The organism is Dellaglioa sp. CoH-55-MRSF-9, from assembly GCF_056782155.1.
On sequence record NZ_JBXAYG010000002.1, the window covers coordinates 166432 to 188588 of the forward strand.

Annotated in this window: 21 protein-coding genes and 1 other RNA gene; 8 read left to right on the forward strand and 14 right to left on the reverse strand. The window is 33.0% G+C overall.

Features of this window, described 5'->3' with window-relative positions; all coding sequences use genetic code 11:
- Nucleotides 1-65 precede the first annotated feature (65 nt).
- The 6 genes from AC1RPV_RS02590 to AC1RPV_RS02615 form a co-directional block, all read right to left on the reverse strand.
- Complete coding sequence (locus AC1RPV_RS02590) at nucleotides 66-458, reverse strand: EbsA family protein (protein ID WP_481761296.1); 393 nt, start codon at nucleotides 456-458, stop codon at nucleotides 66-68.
- 124 nt (nucleotides 459-582) lie between these two features.
- Nucleotides 583-1185: a nitroreductase family protein gene (locus tag AC1RPV_RS02595; RefSeq protein ID WP_481761295.1), complete on the reverse strand. Its 603-nt coding sequence runs from the start codon at nucleotides 1183-1185 to the stop codon at nucleotides 583-585.
- A gap of 141 nt (nucleotides 1186-1326) precedes the next feature.
- Entirely contained in the window at nucleotides 1327-2463 is a 1137-nt protein-coding gene (locus AC1RPV_RS02600; RefSeq protein WP_409022567.1) for a THUMP domain-containing class I SAM-dependent RNA methyltransferase, read from the reverse strand.
- Nucleotides 2464-2554: 91 nt separating this feature from the next.
- An RNA gene (gene rnpB / locus AC1RPV_RS02605) (RNase P RNA component class B) lies at nucleotides 2555-2918 on the reverse strand.
- Nucleotides 2919-2951: 33 nt separating this feature from the next.
- Entirely contained in the window at nucleotides 2952-3293 is a 342-nt protein-coding gene (gene gpsB, locus AC1RPV_RS02610; RefSeq protein ID WP_481761294.1) for a cell division regulator GpsB, read from the reverse strand.
- A 66-nt stretch (nucleotides 3294-3359) separates the two neighbouring features.
- Nucleotides 3360-3926, reverse strand: coding sequence for an SLOG family protein (locus AC1RPV_RS02615; RefSeq protein ID WP_481761293.1), 567 nt, complete (start codon nucleotides 3924-3926; stop codon nucleotides 3360-3362).
- A 111-nt stretch (nucleotides 3927-4037) separates the two neighbouring features.
- Here AC1RPV_RS02615 and recU point away from each other — a divergent pair, with 111 nt between their 5' ends.
- Complete coding sequence (gene recU, locus AC1RPV_RS02620; protein ID WP_481761292.1) at nucleotides 4038-4643, forward strand: Holliday junction resolvase RecU; 606 nt, start codon at nucleotides 4038-4040, stop codon at nucleotides 4641-4643.
- A gap of 35 nt (nucleotides 4644-4678) precedes the next feature.
- Nucleotides 4679-6925, forward strand: a complete 2247-nt coding sequence (locus tag AC1RPV_RS02625; protein WP_481761291.1) for a transglycosylase domain-containing protein — start codon at nucleotides 4679-4681, stop codon at nucleotides 6923-6925.
- 60 nt (nucleotides 6926-6985) lie between these two features.
- Here AC1RPV_RS02625 and AC1RPV_RS02630 read toward each other — a convergent pair whose 3' ends face one another.
- The 4 genes from AC1RPV_RS02630 to AC1RPV_RS02645 all read right to left on the reverse strand — a co-directional run bounded on the left by AC1RPV_RS02630 (nucleotide 6986) and on the right by AC1RPV_RS02645 (nucleotide 12548).
- Nucleotides 6986-7696, reverse strand: coding sequence for a DnaD domain protein (locus AC1RPV_RS02630; protein ID WP_481761290.1), 711 nt, complete (start codon nucleotides 7694-7696; stop codon nucleotides 6986-6988).
- A 72-nt stretch (nucleotides 7697-7768) separates the two neighbouring features.
- Nucleotides 7769-9070: an asparagine--tRNA ligase gene (asnS, locus tag AC1RPV_RS02635; RefSeq protein ID WP_409022573.1), complete on the reverse strand. Its 1302-nt coding sequence runs from the start codon at nucleotides 9068-9070 to the stop codon at nucleotides 7769-7771.
- Between the two features lie 90 nt (nucleotides 9071-9160).
- On the reverse strand, nucleotides 9161-9658 hold the full coding sequence (locus tag AC1RPV_RS02640; RefSeq protein ID WP_481761289.1) for a cell wall elongation regulator TseB-like domain-containing protein: 498 nt from the start codon (nucleotides 9656-9658) through the stop codon (nucleotides 9161-9163).
- Between the two features lie 64 nt (nucleotides 9659-9722).
- The gene (locus AC1RPV_RS02645; RefSeq protein ID WP_481761288.1) at nucleotides 9723-12548 is read right to left on the reverse strand and encodes a helicase C-terminal domain-containing protein; all 2826 of its coding nucleotides are present in this window, start codon (nucleotides 12546-12548) and stop codon (nucleotides 9723-9725) included.
- Between the two features lie 184 nt (nucleotides 12549-12732).
- On the opposite strand from AC1RPV_RS02645, the gene mvk reads away from it, so the two are divergent.
- The 4 genes from mvk to fni are packed head-to-tail and all read left to right on the forward strand — an operon-like array spanning nucleotide 12733 to nucleotide 16810.
- The gene (mvk, locus tag AC1RPV_RS02650; protein ID WP_481762176.1) at nucleotides 12733-13707 is read left to right on the forward strand and encodes a mevalonate kinase; all 975 of its coding nucleotides are present in this window, start codon (nucleotides 12733-12735) and stop codon (nucleotides 13705-13707) included.
- Entirely contained in the window at nucleotides 13697-14662 is a 966-nt protein-coding gene (gene mvaD / locus AC1RPV_RS02655; protein WP_481761286.1) for a diphosphomevalonate decarboxylase, read from the forward strand. Before mvk ends, mvaD begins: the two co-directional genes overlap by 11 nt.
- A gap of 30 nt (nucleotides 14663-14692) precedes the next feature.
- Nucleotides 14693-15757, forward strand: coding sequence for a phosphomevalonate kinase (locus tag AC1RPV_RS02660; RefSeq protein WP_481761406.1), 1065 nt, complete (start codon nucleotides 14693-14695; stop codon nucleotides 15755-15757).
- 15 nt (nucleotides 15758-15772) lie between these two features.
- Nucleotides 15773-16810: a type 2 isopentenyl-diphosphate Delta-isomerase gene (gene fni, locus AC1RPV_RS02665; protein ID WP_481761285.1), complete on the forward strand. Its 1038-nt coding sequence runs from the start codon at nucleotides 15773-15775 to the stop codon at nucleotides 16808-16810.
- A 63-nt stretch (nucleotides 16811-16873) separates the two neighbouring features.
- Here fni and AC1RPV_RS02670 read toward each other — a convergent pair whose 3' ends face one another.
- On the reverse strand, nucleotides 16874-17848 hold the full coding sequence (locus AC1RPV_RS02670) for an ABC transporter permease (RefSeq protein WP_481761284.1): 975 nt from the start codon (nucleotides 17846-17848) through the stop codon (nucleotides 16874-16876).
- Between the two features lie 22 nt (nucleotides 17849-17870).
- On the reverse strand, nucleotides 17871-18194 hold the full coding sequence (locus tag AC1RPV_RS02675) for a metal-sulfur cluster assembly factor (protein ID WP_481761283.1): 324 nt from the start codon (nucleotides 18192-18194) through the stop codon (nucleotides 17871-17873).
- Between the two features lie 293 nt (nucleotides 18195-18487).
- On the opposite strand from AC1RPV_RS02675, the gene AC1RPV_RS02680 reads away from it, so the two are divergent.
- On the forward strand, nucleotides 18488-19300 hold the full coding sequence (locus AC1RPV_RS02680) for a Cof-type HAD-IIB family hydrolase (RefSeq protein WP_409022582.1): 813 nt from the start codon (nucleotides 18488-18490) through the stop codon (nucleotides 19298-19300).
- Nucleotides 19301-19389: 89 nt separating this feature from the next.
- Here the strand turns inward: AC1RPV_RS02680 and AC1RPV_RS02685 are convergent, their stop codons facing one another.
- Both AC1RPV_RS02685 and AC1RPV_RS02690 read right to left on the reverse strand, forming a co-directional pair.
- The gene (locus AC1RPV_RS02685; protein WP_481761282.1) at nucleotides 19390-19578 is read right to left on the reverse strand and encodes a 2-hydroxymuconate tautomerase; all 189 of its coding nucleotides are present in this window, start codon (nucleotides 19576-19578) and stop codon (nucleotides 19390-19392) included.
- A 14-nt stretch (nucleotides 19579-19592) separates the two neighbouring features.
- On the reverse strand, nucleotides 19593-20483 hold the full coding sequence (locus tag AC1RPV_RS02690) for a YitT family protein (protein WP_409022584.1): 891 nt from the start codon (nucleotides 20481-20483) through the stop codon (nucleotides 19593-19595).
- Nucleotides 20484-20702: 219 nt separating this feature from the next.
- Between AC1RPV_RS02690 and AC1RPV_RS02695 the strand changes: the two genes are divergently transcribed.
- Nucleotides 20703-22139 (forward strand): C69 family dipeptidase, encoded by a 1437-nt coding sequence (locus AC1RPV_RS02695; RefSeq protein ID WP_481761281.1) that lies wholly within the window; start codon nucleotides 20703-20705, stop codon nucleotides 22137-22139.
- Nucleotides 22140-22157 lie beyond the last annotated feature (18 nt).

Here is a 22157-nt window from a genome sequence, read left to right on the forward strand (position 1 = left end):
ATATTCAAGCTATTTCTCTTTTTAATATTTCTTTTTTATAAAAAAATAAATGACACCTATTGGCATCATTTATTTCCCTTTTTAAGGTCCGTGTATAATTGTAACTTGCTTCTAGAATTCAAAACAACTGACTTTTTACTATTGGCTAAATAAAAAGATAGTCCAAATCTTCTTAATTTAACTTGTTTTATTGCGGAAATTTCAATTATTTCATTATGTTTTCGAATAACCTTAGTTAACTTAATATTTTTGTCGTCAACTATTAATTTACGATTCAAGATTTGAACAATTGATACAATAAGAAAAAGTATAAATAAAACAATTGTCCAAATTTGTAATGTTGTTATCTCTAACCATAATAATAAACTACCTAAAAATAAGCAGAACGTCCATGACCATAAAATAACCGTTTTAGCTAGCTCGGGTTGATAAAAATATGTTTTTTGATATTTTTTCATGCTTATGATCTCCTCTAACACAATAAAATTATTCTTCTATATTTAAAGCTTAACATAATTGATCAGATATTCTATATTTTTCCATAAAAAAAGATGAAACCTTAAGTTTCATCTTTTTGAACTATTATTTAATAACTAAGAATCTGTCATCATCTAACATGAAATCTTTATCTCCTGCCGCTGCTTCAATTGAACCAAATGGCATTTGTGCACGTAATTCCCAGTTTCCAGGGATATTAAACGCATTTTTAATTTCAGTATCAATAAGTGGATTATAATGTTGTAAACTTGCGCCAATACCATTTTCAGCTAATACTGTCCAAACACTTTGTTGAGCACCGCCCAAACCTTGTTCTGCCCAAACTCTGAAGTTATCAGCGTATAAAGCAAAATCTTTTTCATTTTGAGCAACAACATCAGTATCTATAAAGTATAATATTGTTCCAAATCCAGCACGGAATGTTGCAATCTTTTCTTGAGTTTTCTTATATGCTTCAGCATTAGGAACCTCAGATTTAAGACGTTTTTCAACGATATCCCAAACCATGTCTGAATTTTTACCATATAAAATTGCTGCTCTAATTGTTTGATTATTGAATGATGTTGGTGATTTCTTTATAGCATCCTCGATAACACCAGTAATTTCATCAGGTGTTTGACTTACTTTATCCCCTAAAGCGTAAATTGAACGACGTTGTTCCATAAGATCTAATAATTGAGTTTTCATAATTAATTTCCCCTTCTCTATTTGAATAAACTTAGTATATCACTTACTATTAATAAGTAAAGAGATAACACTTATTTTTTTTATCTTAAATAAAAAAAGCTACCTAATCGTTGATTAGATAGCTTTTAAACTTATTATTTATTATGCTCTTGGTTTACGTTTACCCCAATATTGGAAATAATCCGTTCTCAATGAGCCATTATATAGCTTACGTTTTTTAGATGCTCTTGAACCATAATATTCTTCAAAAGTTAAGTCACTTGTTAAGATATATTTACTCCAAGTAGGCATTTGTTTATAAACAACACCCATCTGTTTGTATAAAACACGTACAGATTCAGTATCGCTCAATCGTTCACCGTATGGTGGGTTAGCGACTAAAACACCATTTTCTTTTTCTGTTGTAAAATCTTTTGCAGCAAGTTGCTTGAATTCAATACTATCCAAGACGCCAGCTTCAGCGGCATTCTTTTTAGCAATTTCAATCATGCCAGCATCAATATCATAACCTGCTATATCTAATACTACATCAAGATTTGCTTCACCTTTTGCTTTTTCTCTTAAACGATCAAATAGTCCTTTTTCAACAAAATCCCAATCTTCGAATACAAAATAACGACCGATACCAGGTGCAATATTATGTCCCATTAATGCAGCTTCAATTGGGATTGTTCCTGAACCACATACTGGATCAACAAAAGGTTTTTCTGGATACCAATTAGTTAACATAACTAACGCAGCTGCCATATTTTCTTTTAAAGGAGCATAACCCTTTTCAACACGATAACCACGTTTAAATAAACTGCTACCCGTTGTATCAAGTGTCAATAAGACGTTATCTTTATTAATAGCAACTTCCAATGGATATTTTGAACCCGTCTCTGGTAAGCGTGTTGTACGGTGATAGACATCACTTAATTGATCAACAATTGCTTTTTTCACGATTGCTTGGGCATCTGGAACACTATAGAGTGTTGATTTTTGAGATTTTCCTTGAACAGGGAATTCCGCATCTAATGGTAAAAACTTATCCCAAGAGATTGCTTTTGTTTGTTCAAATAAATCGTCAAAAGTCGTAGCCGTAAACTCACCAACAATGATTTTAACGCGATCTGCGGTTCTCAACCATAGGTTTGTATTAATAACATCTTCCATTGTTCCTTCGAAGCGGACACGACTATTTTCTACTTGAACATCATAACCCATATGTTTAAGTTCGTTTCCAACAATTGACTCAATACCGCTAGCTGCGGTTGCCAATAATTTAAAAGTTTCCATTTTGCACCTTCACTATAATTTAATTTTTTTAATAAAAAAACTAGGATAAAAGAAAATTCTTCATCCTAGTTCATCCTGAAATCATGTAAATTTCTATAAGCCATGTTTTGTACGTCATCCATCTCAGGCGATGAAATCAGTGGTAATCATCTATCTCCAGATATTATCTGCCCCCATGATTTGTTCATTTCCGTCATGAAGCGCCCCTACCAAAGTTTGGGTTGCCTACTCGTGGGGTTTACCGCGTTCCAGCAATACCGTTTCCAATATTGTATCGTCTCTGTGGCACTTTACAGATTACTTTGACATAGCCGAAGCCTTAGTCATTTTATCCGCCGTTACCCGAAGGTACCTTGGCTTATTTTTTCACCAAGCACGAACACTACAAGCATCTCAGCTTGTGCAAGCATGGACTTTCCTCAGCCTAACTTAATAGACCGCAATTACCCGAAATTTACACTGAATCTATATTACATCATTCAATTAATTTAAAATTGATTTCTAGAATTTTCATTCTCATCTAACTGTGCACCAAACACACGACGTTCCAAATTAGATAATCGTTTAAGAATATCCATATTTGAAGTTGTAGATGTTGTTTGGGTCGTCTGTGAACTTTTACCAACAGTAACCTGTTTTGTAAGTTCGTCGACTTGAGCAATTAAACGATCATTTTCTTCTTGAAGTTTTTTGACTTTCTTATCAAAGGTTTCATAATCTTTAATAACATCGTCAAGAAATTCGTCAACTTCTTTAGAATCATATCCACGCATTTTTGTTTCAAAATGTTTTTGTAAGATATCTTTAGGTACAAAATTAACATCCGTCATATTCGTACACCTCATCACTAATTTCTCATAAATAATGTTAATACCTGTTTATTATAGCAGAATTATTTAATAATTCAAATGATTATTTTGTTCCTCTTCCATTTCGTTTGCAATATCTTCTAATTCCATAAAATCTATCATACGTAATGCATAGTTTTTCACTTCTTTAGTTTGCTTTATTTTTAATAAATCAAATTTTGTTTTGCCTTCATTTTCTGAATCATAAAGTAATAACGCGCCATCTGTGTGTTCTATCATAAAAGTTTGATAATTTTTTAATTGCTGTGGCGACTGATAGGTATCCTTACTAACATAATCAGAAAAATCTACATCATTTAATATTTGATTTAAAACTAATTTTTTATCATCTTTCCAATTATTACCAAACTCTTTGAATGGTAGCATAACTGATACCTTGAAATCAGGATATTCATTTTGTATATCTAGGCAAATTTGTGCCGTCCATTGCTCAACACCAAGCTGAGGGCCAGTTATAACCCACTTCAATCCATTTTCTATTTCATTAATAATATTTTTTTTAATTGCGCTTTTAATGATTTTTATTTTAAGATCATTTTCATTAAAAATACCTAATTCGTATGTTCTATAACCAGTCACCCATAAACGCTTCATAATTGATTAAATATTCCTTTCTTATATTAAGAATATGTTACCAAATCCTTTAAAGCTATTAAATTATATCACTTATTGTTATAATATTTTAGATTGGAGCGTGAAATAACTGTGAGTATTAATTATCCTAATGGAAAACTTTATGAACAATCACCTTTAAATACGCAAAAAAAGTCAAATATGCTGTTGTTTGGTAAACGGGGGATGTCATTAGAGGATGATATCAACGTAAGCAACGCATTTTACCTTGCTCATAATATGGCTGTCATTCACAAAAAACCAACGCCTATTCAAATTGTAAAAGTTGATTATCCTAAACGAAGTGCAGCTGTTATTAAAGAAGCTTACTTTCAAACTGCGTCAACAACTGACTACAATGGCATATACGATGGCCACTATTTAGATTTTGAAGCTAAAGAAACTAAAAATAAAACTTCATTTCCGTTAAGTAATTTTCATGAGCACCAAATTAACCATATGAAATCATGTGTATTACAAAGAGGAATTAGTTTTGTTATAATGAAGTTCACAACCTTAGGTAAGGTCTACTTACTACCATCAAAAACGCTATTTACTTACTGGGATAAGCAGAGTGTTAATGGTCGTAAATCAATTCCATTGAAAACAGTCCAAACTGAAGGATTCGAGATACAATATACTTTAAATCCGGTCATTCCCTATTTAAAATACGTTGATAAAATGATAGAGCATCTATAATTAAGGCTTTATATAATTAAAGGAGAATTTTATTTATGGCAACAGCTGATAATAAAGGTACTACTCGTGTTGCGCGACGCGAACAAGAAATAAGCACTAACAAAAAAGGCAACAAAGGTAAAAATAGTAAAGGTAAACTTTTTAAACGTATTTTTTTGAGCTTACTTGCTCTATTCGTTATTGGCGTAATTGCTAGTATCAGTTTATTTTTCTATTACGCCAAAGATTCACCAAAAATAACATCAAGTAGTCTTGAAAGTACCCCTGCAAGTGTCATTTATGCAAAGAATGATGAAATCATCACTACCTTAGGAACTTCAAGAGTCTACGCTGAATCGTCTGACATGCCGCAACTATTAAAAGATGCCATTGTTTCAATCGAAGATAAACGTTTCTATAAACATAATGGCGTTGATCCTGTGCGAATTGTAGGTGCAGCCTTGTCAAATATCACTGGTGGATCAGCTGGTCTTCAAGGTGGTAGTACTTTAACACAACAACTTATTAAATTATCTGTCTTTTCGACAAAAGCATCTGATCAAACAATAAAACGAAAAGCGCAAGAAGCATGGCTAGCATTACAAGTAGAGCGTAAATACAGTAAATCTCAGATTTTAACGTTCTATGCTAACAAAGTCTTTATGGGAAATGGTATTTACGGGATGCAAACTGCTGCAAATTACTATTTCGGTAAAAAATTGAATAAATTAAATACAGAACAAATCGCGTTAATTGCTGGTATTCCTAATGCCCCATCTTCTTATAATCCTTACGCGCATCCAGAATACGCAAAGGAACGACGTAATGAAGTTATTGATGCAATGTTAGCAAATAACAAAATTTCGGCAAGCGAAGCAAGTACAGCTAAAGCGACACCAATTACTTCAGGCCTAAGAACATCACATTCTGCCGAAAAAGATACTTATAATGCAAAAATTTCTGATTCCTATTTAAAAGAAGTTATTCAGTCTGTTAAAGATAAAGGTTTTGATCCTTATAACAGTAGTCTTAAGATTCGTACAAACTTAGATTTGGATGCTCAGAAACGACTTTATGATATAGCTAATACAAATAACTATGTGGTCTATCCTGACAGTAAAATGCAATTAGCTGTTACCATGGTTGATTCAAAAACTGGCGCTATTTCAGCTATGATTGGTGGCCGTAAACAAACAAATGTTACTTTCGGGTATAATCGGGCTGTCGCAACTAGTCGAAGCAACGGTTCAACCATGAAACCTATTATGGATTACGGTCCTGCTATTGAATATCTAGACTACCCAACTAATCAAAAAGTTAGCGATACAAAATATTACTACCCTGATGCTACTACAAAACAATTAAATGATTTTGATAATAGCTATCTTGGAACAATGACAATGCGAAATGCTTTGATTCAATCACGTAATATCCCTGCTATTCGGACACTTGAAGCGGTTGGATTATCAAAAGCCCAAGGATTCGTCAAAAAACTTGGTGTCTCTAAGGATCAAGTTGATACTTACTCATCTGGTATCGGTGCAAACATGTCAACGACTCAAAATGCAGAAGCCTATGCAGCATTTGCAAATGGTGGAACTTATCACAAAGGGACTTATATTTCAGAAATTGAAAGAAAAGATGGTACAGTTGAAAATTATTCTAGCTCAGGTACTAGAGCAATGAAAACATCAACTGCTTATATGATTACTGATATGCTAAAAGGTGTTATTAATAGTTCTAATGGTACAGGTACGGCAGCTCAAATACCGGGTCTTTACCAAGCGGGTAAAACCGGTACTACTGATTATCCATCAAATGTTGCTTCTAAATTTCCATCTAGCGCAGTTATGGATTCATTATTTTCCGGCTATACTTCAAATTACTCAATTGCAGTTTGGACAGGTTATGATTCACCATTAGTCGCAAATAACTACTTAGATGTTAATTCTCAACATCTAGCTGTAGGTATTTATAAAAACTTAATGCAGTACGTTTCCCAATCAGTTTCAAATACGGATTGGACAAAACCTTCTGACGTTTATCTGAAAAATGGCGAATTATCATTAACAGATTCATCTACTGCAGAAACAACAACAGCAGATAGCAGTTCATATTCAGTTCCTAAGATATCAAATAGTTCTAGTTCTTCAGAAGAATCTAGTTCAAGCAGTTCTTCTAGTTCAAGTAGTTCTAGTTCTTCAGAAAGTTCTAGTTCATCTAGTAGTTCTAGCTCCGCTATTAGTTCAAGTGCTTCATCTAAAGCAGACAGCAGTAAAGCCGTTTCGTCTGCTACTCGTTAAATAAAAACCTGGCGATATTCAGTTAAAATTCTGAATATCGCCAGGTTTTTATTTATTTCATTAATTTGACCAATGATATAGGGGTATTTCCGGTTTATCATTAGATTCTTTTGTATTGTCATTATTCTTCACATTATTTGAAAAGTTCTGTTGTTGTCTTTTTTCTTTATCTTTTTTTATGTCTTGACTTGTTTTTATATGCTTCTTTTCCCAATTTAGTAAAATTCTATCCATATATTTTAAACTGTATGCCTGATTAAGGACAGCTTCTTTCAACGCCATCAAAATTAGTTCTGGAATATAGTGGTCTTGATCAATCCACATGCTAATACTTTCTAATTCCATTGGTGATAAAGGTCTTCCAAATTCAACTTCAATTTTTTCATAAACCTCTTTTCGAGAATTATTACTCTTAACAACTTCAACCTTTTCTTGTGTCCTATGACTTAAATTATTTAATTTTTCATATAACACACTAAAATCAAATTGATCGGTGCTGTACCCATTTGAATCATCAATTGTTTTGATAGAAATAACTTTTTTTTCGATTAATTTCTGCAGTAATGTATAGGTTTCCTGGGCCGTCACGCCCATTTGACTGGCAATTTGATTTGTATCTGGAAATTTATTACCTGCTTGATTAAAGCTTAATAGATGGATTAAGAAAATTAATTCATCACTTGATAATCCAATTTTTCGATAATTCCGTAAAATTAAATTAGACACATGGGTTTCCCCTGCTTCTAAAAATTGACTCATAAATGCATCCATAACGAAAATGCCTCCTTAATTAAGAAAAGAACCTTAAACAATTTCGTTTAAAGGTTCTTTTTCTCTACTTTTTTATGGGTAAATACGGTTTAATAGACGTGGGAATGGAATAGCCTCACGTATATGTTCTTCACCTGTAATCCAAGTTGTTGCGCGTTCTAATCCAAGACCAAATCCTGAATGAGGAACACTACCATATCTTCTTAAATCTAAATACCATTCGTAATCTTTTTCGTTCAATCCAGCTTTTTTAATTTGTGCTATTAAGTTATCTACATCAGTTTCACGTTCTGAACCACCAATAATTTCGCCGTAACCTTCAGGAGCTAATAAGTCAGCACAAATAACGACGTCTTCTCTCGTTGGATGTGGTTTCATGTAAAATGGTTTAATTGCTTTAGGATAGTTTAAAACGAATACTGGCATACTGAAATGTTCTGCCAAATAAGTTTCTTCAGGAGATCCAAAATCATCACCCCATTTAGTATCAGGAAATTCACCAGAATTTTGTAATAATTCGACGGCTTCATCATAAGAAATTTTAGGGAATGGTGTTTTTGTATAACTTTTTAAGACTTCTTTATCTCTTTCGAGAATATCTAAAGCATAGTCACAGTTATCTAAAACATTTTGTACTAAGAACGCAATATATTGTTCTTGTACTTCAAGACTTTGTTCTTGGTGCATAAATGCCATTTCGGGTTCAATCATCCAAAATTCAATTAAATGGCGTCTTGTCTTAGATTTTTCAGCTCTAAAAGTTGGTCCAAATGAGAATACTTTACCAAAGGCCATTGCCCCAGCTTCTTCATACAATTGACCTGATTGTGACAAATAGGCATCTTTGTCAAAATATTTAGTATGGAAAAGTTCAGTTGTACCTTCTGGTGCACTACCAGTTAAGATAGGCGCATCAATCTTTATAAAACCTTCTTTATTGAAAAATTCATATGTTGCGCGAATAATTTCATTTCTAATTTGCATAACTGCATATGGTTTCGTTGAACGTAACCATAAATGACGATGATCCATCAAAAATTCTGTTCCATGATCTTTAGGTGTAATTGGATAATCTTGACTATCACCAACTAATTCAAGTGATTTAACTTCAATTTCATAGCCAAATGGTGAGCGTTTATCTTCATGAATCTCACCAATAACGTAAAGGCTAGATTCCTGATGTAACTCTTTTGCCATTTCAAAAGTTTCTTCACTGACATTACTTTTTATCACGACACCTTGGAAAAAGGCACTTCCATCTCGTAATTGTAAAAATGCAATCTTACCACTTGATCTTTTATTAGTAAGCCAAACACCGATTTTTACTTCTTCGTCTACATGGTTTTTAGCATCAATTATACTAATTGTTTTCAATAAACTTCCTCCTCATTACGGTCCTAGTTGCTAGATCGATTTCATTCCTTTTATAATATCATTAGTCAGATATATTAGTCCATAAGACAATTATATATTTTCAACGGATTTTAAAACTTTACCATTTGAGAACTGCAGTGTTTCATAACAAAGAGCTTTTTTCTTGTTCAAATAACTCACTTCCCATGCAGGTACACCGTTGTATATACCAAGTCCGACATTCAATATTTTACTAGGTTTTTTTTCATTCCAGATATAAGTTAAAATATCATTTTTTGTCTTACCATTTGATTGTGATAAGACTTTAACTTTTCCACCTTTTTGAGCAACAATCACATAAATTCTTTTATTAGCTTTTGTTGTCCCTGCAACTGTAAAATAAGTTGCATCCCTATTATATCTATAAAATGCTGTTTCTTTATCTAGTTTTGCGTATTTTTTAGCAATTGTAACAGCTTCTTTTTCAGCTGTAGCCATCGGTGATTTTGCGCGATTATATAAAATAAAAGCACTTACCACAATAACTAATATCGTACCAAGTATCGAAAGAAAAACGATGTTTTTTGATTTTTTGGGGGATCTTCGCATGATCAATTTTTCTCCTGTCTTAGTTTTATACGGTCATATTATAACAGACATTATCTAATTCTGATTAACTATCAGAATTAGATAAAAACGTCTTTAAATCAATAATAATATCTGCCAATGGTTCATTTATAAGTTGTAATTCATCCGGCAATACTTCAATCATTTTTTTACCATAACTTTGATTTATCAATCGATTGTCCAATGCAATCATTGCCCCTTTATCGGTTGACGTCCGAATTAAGCGTCCAAACCCTTGTTTAAGCTTCATTGTTGCTCTAGGCAGTGAATACTCACTGAATACATCCCTACCTTGACCTTCAAACTCTTTTTCTTTCGCCTTTACATTTAACGACTCTGGAGACTCAAATGGTAACCGCGTCACAATTAAAAGTTCTAATCTATCATTTGGTAAGTCAACGCCTTCCCAGAAACTACCAGTACCCATTAAAATAGCGTCTTTACCTAATAAAAATCGTTTTTTTAATTTTTCAGGCCGTCCTGTAACACCCTGAACTAAAAGTTCACGATCAAGATGTAACCCTCTTTTTGTTAATAACCCATAAACATTTGCTATCGTATCAAGCGAATTAAATAAAATTAACGTTTGTTTACGTTGTGATTTTATAATCTCATAAACTGAATCAGCCAAGTAAGATTCATAAAGCTCTTTTGATGATCGAACATCAAAAGCATCACTTGCTACATACAATTTAGCTTGGTTACTATAATCAAAAGGACTCCCTAATTTTTTGATTTTGTAATTATCATCTTGTATATCTAGCTGATCAATAATGTAATCAGGATTACCTGGTAGTAACAAAGTCGCCCCAGTAAACGTCAGGTGATTAAAGTGCCGATAAATTACTTCAGAAAGAAAATGAGTTGCATCTGATAAACTAAATTCAAATTGCATTTTGTCTGTTTGTCCGTTAATCGGAAAACTTAACCAAAGCACCTTTTCATTTAGCTTGTCTTGATTTTGTTCAAATATAGTCCAGCCCTCAGTTTCTGCAAATAATTGCTTAAAAAAGTTATGAACACGATTCAAAAGCTGTTGCTCATCTTGGCCGATATTTTGTTGGCTTTTTGCAGCGATATAACGATCTCGTAAAATGGCATCATCTCTTTTTAAAACAGTTATCACTTTTAAAACAGATTCAAGCATAATTTTATTTCGATTAATCAATCCAATTAGCTCAGTTGATTTTAAAATAATTGCTTTTCCGGTCGTTTCATTTTTTGCTGCTGAATTCCTACTAATTTGTCGACCATATTCTCTTGAAAATTGTCTGATGAGTAACTCAACTGATTCCCGTAATTTCCTAATTTCTGTTAATAATTGATTGTTTTCACTAGCTGTTAAGAAATTAATTGCCATTAAGTCATTAAAAGAAAATTTTTGTGAACTTTGTATGCTAGTCAATAATGAATCACACATATTAATAATTTTCCAGAATCGAATGCGTCCTTTATTTGACTGTAGAGCAACATCAGCAAGATGCTGTGCTTCATCTACAATTAATTCAGGCGCAAGTTTTGTACGATCTGAGTTAAATAAACCAGGATGCTTCATTAAAAAAGCATGATTTGTAAAAATAATTGCTGACGATTCAACTTGTTTATATAACGTATTAATAAAGTCAACTTCAAAAAATTGATCAGTTAATACTAAACTCCCAACCCCTTGATGTTCAATTTGATTAAAAATGGGATTTTGATAACTTGAAAGTTTTAATTCATCAAGTTCACCAGTTTTAGTCATTGTCAGCCATACTAAGATACGTATTTTCATTAAAGCTATCTGTCCAGAGGTTTCTTTTTGTGTTAATTCTTTTTTAAACGCCGCTAAATTTATATAATGGTTACTGCCCTTCAAATTTACTGCAGCTGTTTGAAAAGGCAATAATTTGTTAAGTAACGGTAATGCCTGATTCATCAACTGGGTTTGAAGTAATGTTGTCGCACTACTAATCACAATTTGTTTGCGATTTTGAGCATGATAAGCTGCTGGAATTAAATAACCTAATGTTTTACCGATTCCTGTAGGAGCCTCAATAATTAATGTTCGATTTCCACTTTTTAAATGTTCAGAAATAAGGTCCATCATCTTTGCTTGTTCAGGTCGCCAACTTAATTGTTTTTCAAATATTTTTTTCTTATCTACTTCTGCTTCAGGATAAACATAATTCGTTAAATTAAATGTATCTTGTTTCCTACGTTGAAGGACAATCCCTCCAACAATGTATAGATGATCTGGTAGTCTTTCCTGTCTTCTATTTTTATCACTGTACGCATCAGAAAATAATTCATTTGTATTTCTTAATAAAAATGAACTTAAACGATTTATTTCAAATAAGGTTTCTCTTGGAATCGTTTCTAGTCGAGTTAATAAGAAGATAAATAACTCAGCTGTCACATGGGCATCACTATCGGCATGATGCGGATTTTCGTGAGTCAGATTCAAATATCGACTCAGATCTTTTAATTTAAAACTGGGTGCTGTTGGCAATAAGATTTGACTAAGCTGTACAGTATCGACACCTTTTATTGATAATGCAGGATAGCCAACTCTTTCTAACTCACTATTGATAAATGGCAAATCAAAGTTAATATTATGCGCAACAAAAACTGTATCTTGGAGAATCGCGTAAATCGTTGCGGCGACGTCTTCAAAATAGGCAGCCTTTCTGATTTGACGGTTTGTAATCCCTGTTAATTCTGTAATAACTTTCGGAATTGCCATACCAGGATTAATATCAAACGAGAAAGAATTTATTATTTGATTTTTTTGAACTAAAACGCAACCAAATTGGATCATTCGATCGCCACTTTTAAGATTTGTTCCCGTCGTTTCAATATCCACTACAGCATAAATCGTATTTTTATTCATTGAAGTTTATCACCAGTCTTTTTAAGTTAACGCATTTATGTTTATTTTACCATATTGATTAAAGAATCATATGCCAAAAACTAAATCATTATAAATTCTCAAAGTTCATCCAGTCCATTATAGCTATAACGACAATTTTAAGGTATGATAATGGAAGTAAATTCATCTAGAGAGGACTCTTTTTTTGAACAATTTGTCAGATAATACAGAAGCAAAATTTCTTGGTACTAGCCATGCTAAAATTATATTAATCGGCGAACACTCTGTTGTTTATAGCCAACCCGCTATTGCCCTCCCTTTACCAAATGTTAAAATATCAGTTTTAACGGAAGCAATGGCAGATAAACAATGGATCACAAGTCGTTTTTATAGTGGTGAACTGAAAAATGTTCCCATGAATATGCGTGGCATTAAGCAAGTTATCCAGTACATTTTAAAATCATTGAATAAACGACATCAATCATTTAAATTAACGATTGAAAGTGACATCCCATCTGAACGAGGGATGGGTTCTTCCGCTGCCACAGTTATTGCCATAATTCGAAGTTTGTACGCTTTTTTTGATACGAAAATCGAACGCGATGAACTTCTACTTATTGCCAATATCGCTGAAACAACCACACATGGTTCTCCAAGTGGTATCGATGCCGCAACAACCAGTAGCCGCGATCCCATTTGGTTCATTAAGCACCAAGAGGCTTACCCTGTCCCATTAAACATAGAGGCAACCTTAGTGATTGCTGATACGGGAATCAAGGGCCAAACGGGTTTAACTGTTGGTCAAGTTCGTGATCGCGTCTTATCAAGTCCTGACGTTACTGAAAAAATAATTTCCGAACTTGGTCAATTAACAAGTATGGCTAAGGCACAAATTGCGACAGATGATGCTATAAGTTTAGGACACACATTATCTAGGGCTCATCATTTACTAAAATCTTTAGGTGTTAGTCATCCCAAATTAGATGCACTTGTCAAAACAAGTCTAGAAAATGGCGCTTTAGGTGCCAAACTTACCGGTGGTGGTGGCGGTGGCTGTATGATAGCCCTAGTTAAAACACCCGAAGAAGCTTTAAATCTAAGCCATCTCTTAAATCGTAATGGTGCCATTGCAACTTGGATTCAACCCCTTAAAAAGGAGTCACAACATATTGAAAAATAAAATTTCAGCTCGCGCCCATACTAATATTGCACTCATTAAATACTGGGGTAAACAAAATAAAGATTTAATTATTCCTTACAACAATAGCCTATCCTTAACGTTAGATCATTTTTATACCGATACTACGGTAACTTTTGACGATACGCTAACTGAAGATACCTTCTTTCTAAATTCTAAACAAAAAAAGGATAACAAAGTATCAGCCTTTTTAGATATTGTTCGTAATCAAGCACAAAAAAATATTTACGCTAAAGTAGAATCAATAAATCACGTTCCAACTTCAGCAGGACTTGCGTCATCAGCGAGCGCATATGCTGCACTTGCGCTTGCTGCTAGTCAAGCAATTGGTTTAAATTTAAATAAACGCGATTTATCACGATTAGCACGTCGTGGTTCTGGTTCAGCTAGTCGCTCTATTTTTGGTGGCCTAGTTGAATGGGAAAAAGGTCACAATGATGAAGACTCCTTTGCTATACCGATTGAAGAAACGATTGATTGGGATCTTCAAATGATTGCTATTATGATTAATAGTCATGAAAAAGCGATTGATTCTCGTTCTGGAATGCAACATTCCGTGGACACATCACCTTTCTACAATGAATGGGTTAAATCTTCTGAACGTGATTTAATTGATATGAAAAAGGCTATTATAGAGAAAAACCTCGAAAAAGTTGGTCAAATTGCTGAAAATAATGCAATGAAAATGCACGCAACAACTTTAAGCGCTAATCCCAGCTTTACTTATTTTAATCCTGACAGCATACGTGCTATGGATGCTATTCGTGACTTGCGTCAAGAAGGTATTACCTGTTACTTCACAATGGATGCTGGTCCAAATGTTAAAATAATTTGTTCCAAAACTGAAACACCTTATATTTTAAATAAATTAAGTCCACTTTTTGGTGCAAAAAATCTTTTGGTTGCCAAGCCTGGACCTGGAGCGACACTTATTTAGTGTTATCCATATTGAAAGGAATTGAGCTATTTGATCACCGCTAAAGCACCAGGAAAACTTTATATTGCAGGAGAATACGCAATTGTTGAACCTGGATCACCAGCAATTATTGTTGCTATTGATCAGTTTGTAACTGTAACAATTAAAAAGAGTAAAGAAACAGGTAGTATTTCATCTAAACAATACCAAGAAAATTCTTTATCTTGGTATCGTCAAGGGACAAAAATTATTTTTGATAATCGAGATAACCCCTTTCACTACATATTATCGGCGATTCATTTAACCGAATTATATGCACAATCCATCGGAAAACAGATGGTTAATTATCATGTCAATATTGATAGTGATTTAGATAGTACTGATGGTAAAAAATATGGTTTGGGCAGTTCTGCTGCGGTTACCGTAGCAACCGTTCGTGCCGTTTCACAATTTTATAATTTAAAATTAACGGATAACGCTCTATTTAAATTATCAGCAATGGCTCACCTAGATGTTCAAGGAAATGGTTCACTCGGAGATATTGCCGCTAGTGTTTATGGCGGATGGATTGCTTATTATTCATTTGATCGAGAATGGTTAAAAATTATGAGACAAGGTACGCCACTAACCGAACTTTTATCTATGGATTGGCCTATGCTTTCTGTCCAACGCCTACCGCAACCTAAAGATTTAGAATTATTAATCGGTTGGACTGGCTCTCCAGCTTCAACTTCCATTTTTGTTGATAAGATGGCCCTTTTTAAAGCAAAACAAAAAAAGACTTACTCTGAATTTTTAGAAGATTCAAAAAAATGTGTCACTGCAATGATTGATGGCTTTAAATTAAACAATTCCATCATTATTCAACAAGAAATTACAAATAATCGAATGATTTTACAACAATTAGCCGATGCTAGTCAGGTAATAATTGAAACCGAATCATTAACTTCCCTTTGTAATTTATCAGAATCCCAACATGCTGCCGCAAAAACATCAGGTGCTGGCGGTGGTGATTGCGGTATTGCATTAGCAACCTCTGAAACAAATCGTACTGAATTATTTAAAGATTGGGCACAAAATGATATTCAACCTTTGGATATCAAAGTGACCTTATAGGATAAGGAGTTTTTTATGATTAAAGACGATAATTTAATTCAAAGTCACAGAAAAGATGAACACGTATTTATCGCCGAAAAATTATTCAATACGGAATCAAAAAATCAATTGAATGAGATCAAGCTTATTCCTTCAAATTTACCTGAACTTTCTATTAATGATATTCAATCTAGCGTTGAGCTTCCAAATTTCTCGTTTCAATCGCCCTTTTATATTAATGCTATGACTGGTGGCAGTGAACAAACGGGTATTTTAAATCAACAATTAGCCGAAGTTGCAGCTATCACAAATACACCAATCGCGACAGGTTCTCAAAGTATCGCCTTAAAAGACCCTTCTAAGGCTCATACATTTAAAATACTTCGTGAAAAGAATCCAAATGGTCTCATTTTTTCTAATTTAAGCGCCAATGCAACACTAGATCAGTCAAAAAGAGCCGTTGATATGATTGAAGCAAACGCCCTACAAATTCATATTAATGCCGCTCAAGAAATTATTATGCCAGAAGGTGAACGTGAGTTTTATTGGTTGAAGAATATTGAAACAATCGTAAATAAGCTTGAAGTACCCATTATTGTTAAAGAAGTTGGTTTTGGGATGTCTCATAAAACGGTTCAACAATTAGCTGATATTGGTGTACGTTATGTTGATATTTCTGGTCGTGGCGGCACAAATTTTGCCATGATTGAAAACGAACGTAGACATGCTAAAGATTTCTCCTTTCTAGAGGATTGGGGCTTAACTACAGCTGAAAGTCTCATTGATACAAAATCTCTGCAAACAGGCTTAACAATTTTTGCCTCTGGTGGTATTCGTACCCCATTAGATATTGTTAAATGTCTCGCTTTAGGCGCTAAAAGTGTTGGTATCTCTGGTGCATTCTTACACATTCTCAATAAACAAGGTCAAGATGCGCTAACAAATACCATATCAGATTATCAATCAAAAATTAACATGCTTATGCTGTTACTTGGCACCAAAAATTTAAGTGATTTAACAAAAATTAGAATGATTTTATCACCTGAGTTACAAAATTTTAAAAATCAAATATAATCATGTTTACATAAAAAACGCCAAATCAGTTAGATAATGAATCTAACTGATTTGGCGTTTTTATTAATTATTACGTTTATTAACTCTTCTACGGATAACAAAGTAGAAAACAACGGAAGCAACGATAAATAGAGTACCTTCGAACTCATACAGAGCTATCATATTTGTTTTAATCGAAAATTGTGACTGACCAATCGCAGTTCCTATTAAGCCACCAACTAAGAATGATCCCATGTAAATTAGCAAGTTATTCCAAATAATAACTTTTTTTGATTGTTTGATAAATTTCTGATTACGAATTTGTTTACTAACACCAACAATCCAAATATAAGTTGCGACCATAACACTAGCAATAACAGCCATTAAGCCCACCGCTTGTTGCCAATGTCGACTAATCCATGAGTTATTAGTTAAAATTAAATTATCATTAACCTGTTTGGAAACTGTTGTATTAGTTAATTCGGTCGTTAACACATTCTTAGTCACGACATGCTTTGAATCAAGAATAATATTTGTATTATTTGCCTTCAATTTACTTATGTCTGCAGTTGACATTGCAATAAAAATTTGATTATCCAACTCAGAATTGTATTTATCACCCATAATACCGATGACAGAAACGTATTGCCCATTTAATTTATAATACTGCTGATGAAATGGCGAGTATAATTTTTTTTCAATATTTCGACCAACTACTGCTACCGGAACTTCAGATAAAAAATCATTATTTGAGAAAAAAGTTCCAGAAACCATTGGTGGCTTATCATAACTACCCTTCGCATAAAAATAAGAAATATTTTTTTTGTTTTTTACTTGATAATGAATTTGAAAATCAGAAATTTTTTCTGATTTTGCTAACGTTGTATTATATTTATCTAAATTTTGTTCTTTTGTTTTAAGAACATATGCATTTTTAGATAGATTATGATTATCTAATTTTGTGATTAAATCTTTTTCCTGCATCTTAAAAAATAAAAATGTGGTAAAGAATGTAAGTAGTAAGATAGCTACTATAAATATGTATCTTCTTCGCATCATCAATTTAATTTCCCCCTAACTTTTAATGGACACCGAGTGCCATTTTTGCATACCTAGACATACGTTCAATTGACCAGGCTGGACTCCATATAAATTGTACAGTTACTTTTTTTATTTCTAGCACTGGCTTTAACGCATCTTCGACTAAATCAGATAGAACACCTGTTAACGGGCAACCCATAGTGGTTAAAGTCATTTGTACATTACAATTATTGTCATTGTCTAATTCAATCTCATATACTAAACCTAAATTAATAATATCCATATCCAATTCAGGATCCATCACTTTTTCTAAATGTGTCAAAATATCTTGCTTAATTATTTCTGCACTTCGTCTTTCACTCATAGGATTAATCCTCTCTTGAATAGCTAATATTACTAGTTTATCGTTTCTATTTTAGCATTGCAATCTATTGTTTTAATGTTACTGAACTCTTTACTTTTTCTAAAAAATAATGTTATACGGCGCCAAAGTTACTATGAAGCCGGATTAAATTAAAGATACGATTTTATAACAATAGATAAAAAAAGGTTAAATACGTTTGAATACTGCATACTCAAATGCTATCCTGAACTAACTAAGATAAAAAACTGTAAATCTTACTACACATAAGTTAAGTTGATGGAGGAACAATAACGATGAACAAAAAGTTAATTACAATTGATTTAGATGGCACAACTTTAAATAATAATGCAGAAGTTAGTTCAACAACAAAAAAAGTACTTACTCAAGCAACAGCTGAAGGACACATTGTCAGTATTGTAACGGGACGCCCATATCGTATCTCAAAACAAATTTATGATTCATTAGGGTTAACAACTCCAATGATTAATTTTAATGGTGCCCTGGCACATATTCCACATAAAAATTGGGATAAATCATACGAATATACAATTAATCGAGATATTGTTTTTGATATTCTTAACGCTAGAAAAGAATTAGGTATTAACATGTTAGCAGCCGAAGGAAAAAATATGTTATTGGCTGACAATGCAAGTCAGCTAGTGAAAGGCTTTTTCCCACAAGTTTTAAGATCAAATCAAATTCTTAATAAACAAAATTTACAACATGATCCGACATCAATTACGATGTTTGTCGATCAAGATAAAAAACAATTAATTACATCTAGACTACTTGAAAAATATGGTGATGTTATCGAAGTCAACACTTGGGGCGGACCAAAACCTGTTCTAGAAGTTGTTTCAAAAGGGATTCAAAAAGCAATTGGTGTTTCTTATCTAGCAGATTACTATGGTATCTCTCAAAAAGATATCGTTGCTTTTGGTGATGAAAGTAATGATAAAGAAATGCTTTCATATGCTGGCTGGGGTGTGGCAATGAAAAATGGTACTTCTGAAATTAGAGGTCTAGCCAATGATGTTACCTCTTTAAATAACCAAGAAAATGGGCTTGCTCATTACTTAAAAAATTATTTAAATTTAGCTAAATAATCGTTAATTAGTAACAGATCAGTAATGGTCTGTTATTTTTTTATAAAAAATGACTTCTGGAATATACCAGAAGTCATATTTAATGATATTTATTTTTCGTCGCTTTTTAGAATACCACCGACACTATAACGATCTTTACGCATTTCATTTAAAATTACATGGATATGCTCTGTAGGTGCACCAGTATTTTTTGAAACAGCTTCAGTCACATCTTTAACTAAATTTTTAAGTTGTTCTTGTGAACGACCTTCAATTAAATCAATATTTATAATTGGCATAACGAATCTCCTTTTTATTTAGTTGATTGCCCTTTTCTTAATAATTCTTGTTGGTCTGAGTTTAGGAAATTGCCTTCAATATCAGCGGTATTAACTAAGTTCATAAATGCATTTGGATCAACATCACTAATTGTCATTTTTAAATTATATAATTCATAACGTGTAATAACTAACATCAAAACTTTACTTTCTTCATTTGAGAAAGCGCCCTTTGAGTCAATAACTGTAATTCCACGAATTAATGATTTTTGGAGCGCTCCAACAACTAAATCTGCTTCTTTTGTAACAATAAATGCTGTTAACTTTTGATGCGATGTATGGATGTCGTCGACAACTCTAGACATAGCATAATTAGAAATAATTGTATACAAAGCACTTTCCCAACTGAAATAAAATCCAGCCGTTAAAATAATAATCATATTTGTTGATAACATTAATGAACCGACTGTTTTACCTGTCGTTTTAGCTAGAACAAGTGCGATGATATCCATCCCACCAGTTGAAAAACCAAATTTTAATGCTAATCCAACCCCAATACCACTTATTACACCACCAAATAATGCTGCCATTAATGGATTAGTTGATAATTGATGAACGGGTAAAATTACCGTAAAGAGAGATGAAGAAGCGACGGTCAGTACACTATAATATGTAAATGAACGTCCTACTTTATACCAGCCTAATATACCAATTGGAATATTTATTAACATAATTAGATATCCAGTACCAATTTTAATATGAAATAGATCATAAAAAATAGCAGAAAGTAATTGGGCAATACCATTGGCACCAGCTCCAAAAATATTTCCTGGAATCAGAAAGAAATTAAGGGATAATGCAATTAATAATCCCGAAAATACAATTATAACTAGTCGTTTATTTTTATCAGAAATTGATAACTTCATAAATCTCCCTCCTATTATATGTGACTCTTTTCATTTTACCTTTTATTAAACAATAATATTAATAAAATGAGTAATCTCTCATTTTAAATTTCTATTAAACTAACCTTATACAGCGTAACCGGTTAAATACGAATATTTATTTACAAATGGCGTTTAAAAATAGCAATTAAATGATAAAATGGTAATATCTAAATTTATTTACTGGGAGGAGAAATATCCATGACGACAGACCCTTTTAATTTTTCAGCATGTACAAGTGTTTTAGCTGGTTCTAAAGCAACTGCAGATGGGTCGACTTTTATTGGCCGTAATGAAGATGCAAAAACAGCATGGCCAAAACATTTTGTTATTCATGCTCATACAGAATTTGAACAATCACCTTTATTTGAATCACCAGATAATCACTTTAAAATGCCATTACCAAAAATTCGTGGTAAATATTCAGCTACTCCTGAATGGACACCAAAATTTGGTGTTTTTGAAGAAGATGGCTTTAATGAATATGGTGTGGCTATGAGCGCTACTGAAAGTGCATACGCTAATAGCCGGGTTCTCAGTTACGATCCCTTACTAACTGAAAACGGAATTGGTGAGGAAGCAATTGTAACAATTACTCTTCCCTATATTCACTCCGCAAAAGAAGGTGTTAGTTACCTTGGATCATTAGTAGAAAAATACGGTTCAAGTGAAACAAATGGTGTCTTGTTCTCTGATCAAAAAGATGTTTGGTATATGGAAATTGCAACCGGTCACCATTGGGTTGCGCAACGTATTCCGGATGATTCTTATGCAGTTGTTGCCAACCAACTAGCTATTCAAGAAATTAACTTTACTGATTCCGCTAATTTTATGTTTAGTTCTGGTATTCAGAAATTTGTTTCTGATAATCATTTAAATAACCAAAAAGATTCATTTAATTTTAGAGATATCTTTGGAACTCATGATCAATCTGATGCCATTTACAGCACACCAAGAGTTTGGTATGGCCAATTACTTTTAACACCATCAGTTGCTTCACAAGATCCTATGAGTATGAATTTACCGTTCATTCGTCAGGCTGATCATTTAATTCAACGTGAAGATTTAGAACAAATTCTTGGCTCACATTTCCAAGGAACTCAATATGATCCGATTGGAACTGGTTCAATCAGTGATAAACATAAATTCAGACCCATTAGTTTAGCAAAAACACAAGAGTCTCATATTTTACAAATTAGACCTGATTTACCTTTTGAAATTGGTGGTATCCATTGGCTATCAATGGGTGTTACGGCTCAAAGTGCTTATGTACCTTTCTTTGCTGGTATTACGGATACACCGGAGAATTATAAAATTGGTACCGATGTATATGATGACAAATCTGCTTACTGGTTATATAAACAATTAGGTATTTTGGTTGATTCACATTACTTAGAATTTAGCTCATTACTGAAAGATCTCCAAAAAGATTTAATTATCCAATTCAATGCCTCCGTAAAACGGATTCAAACAGAGGCAATTTCTAAAAGTGGTACAGACCTAACAGATTTTTTAACTGAAGAAAATCTAAAAATTACTGAAGCTGCTGAAATCAAGGTTAAGGCCTTAATTAGTCAGCTAATTACATTATCAACTGACCTATCACCATTAAATTTTAAAACTGACCAAAACTTATAAATATAAGAAACCGAAAGG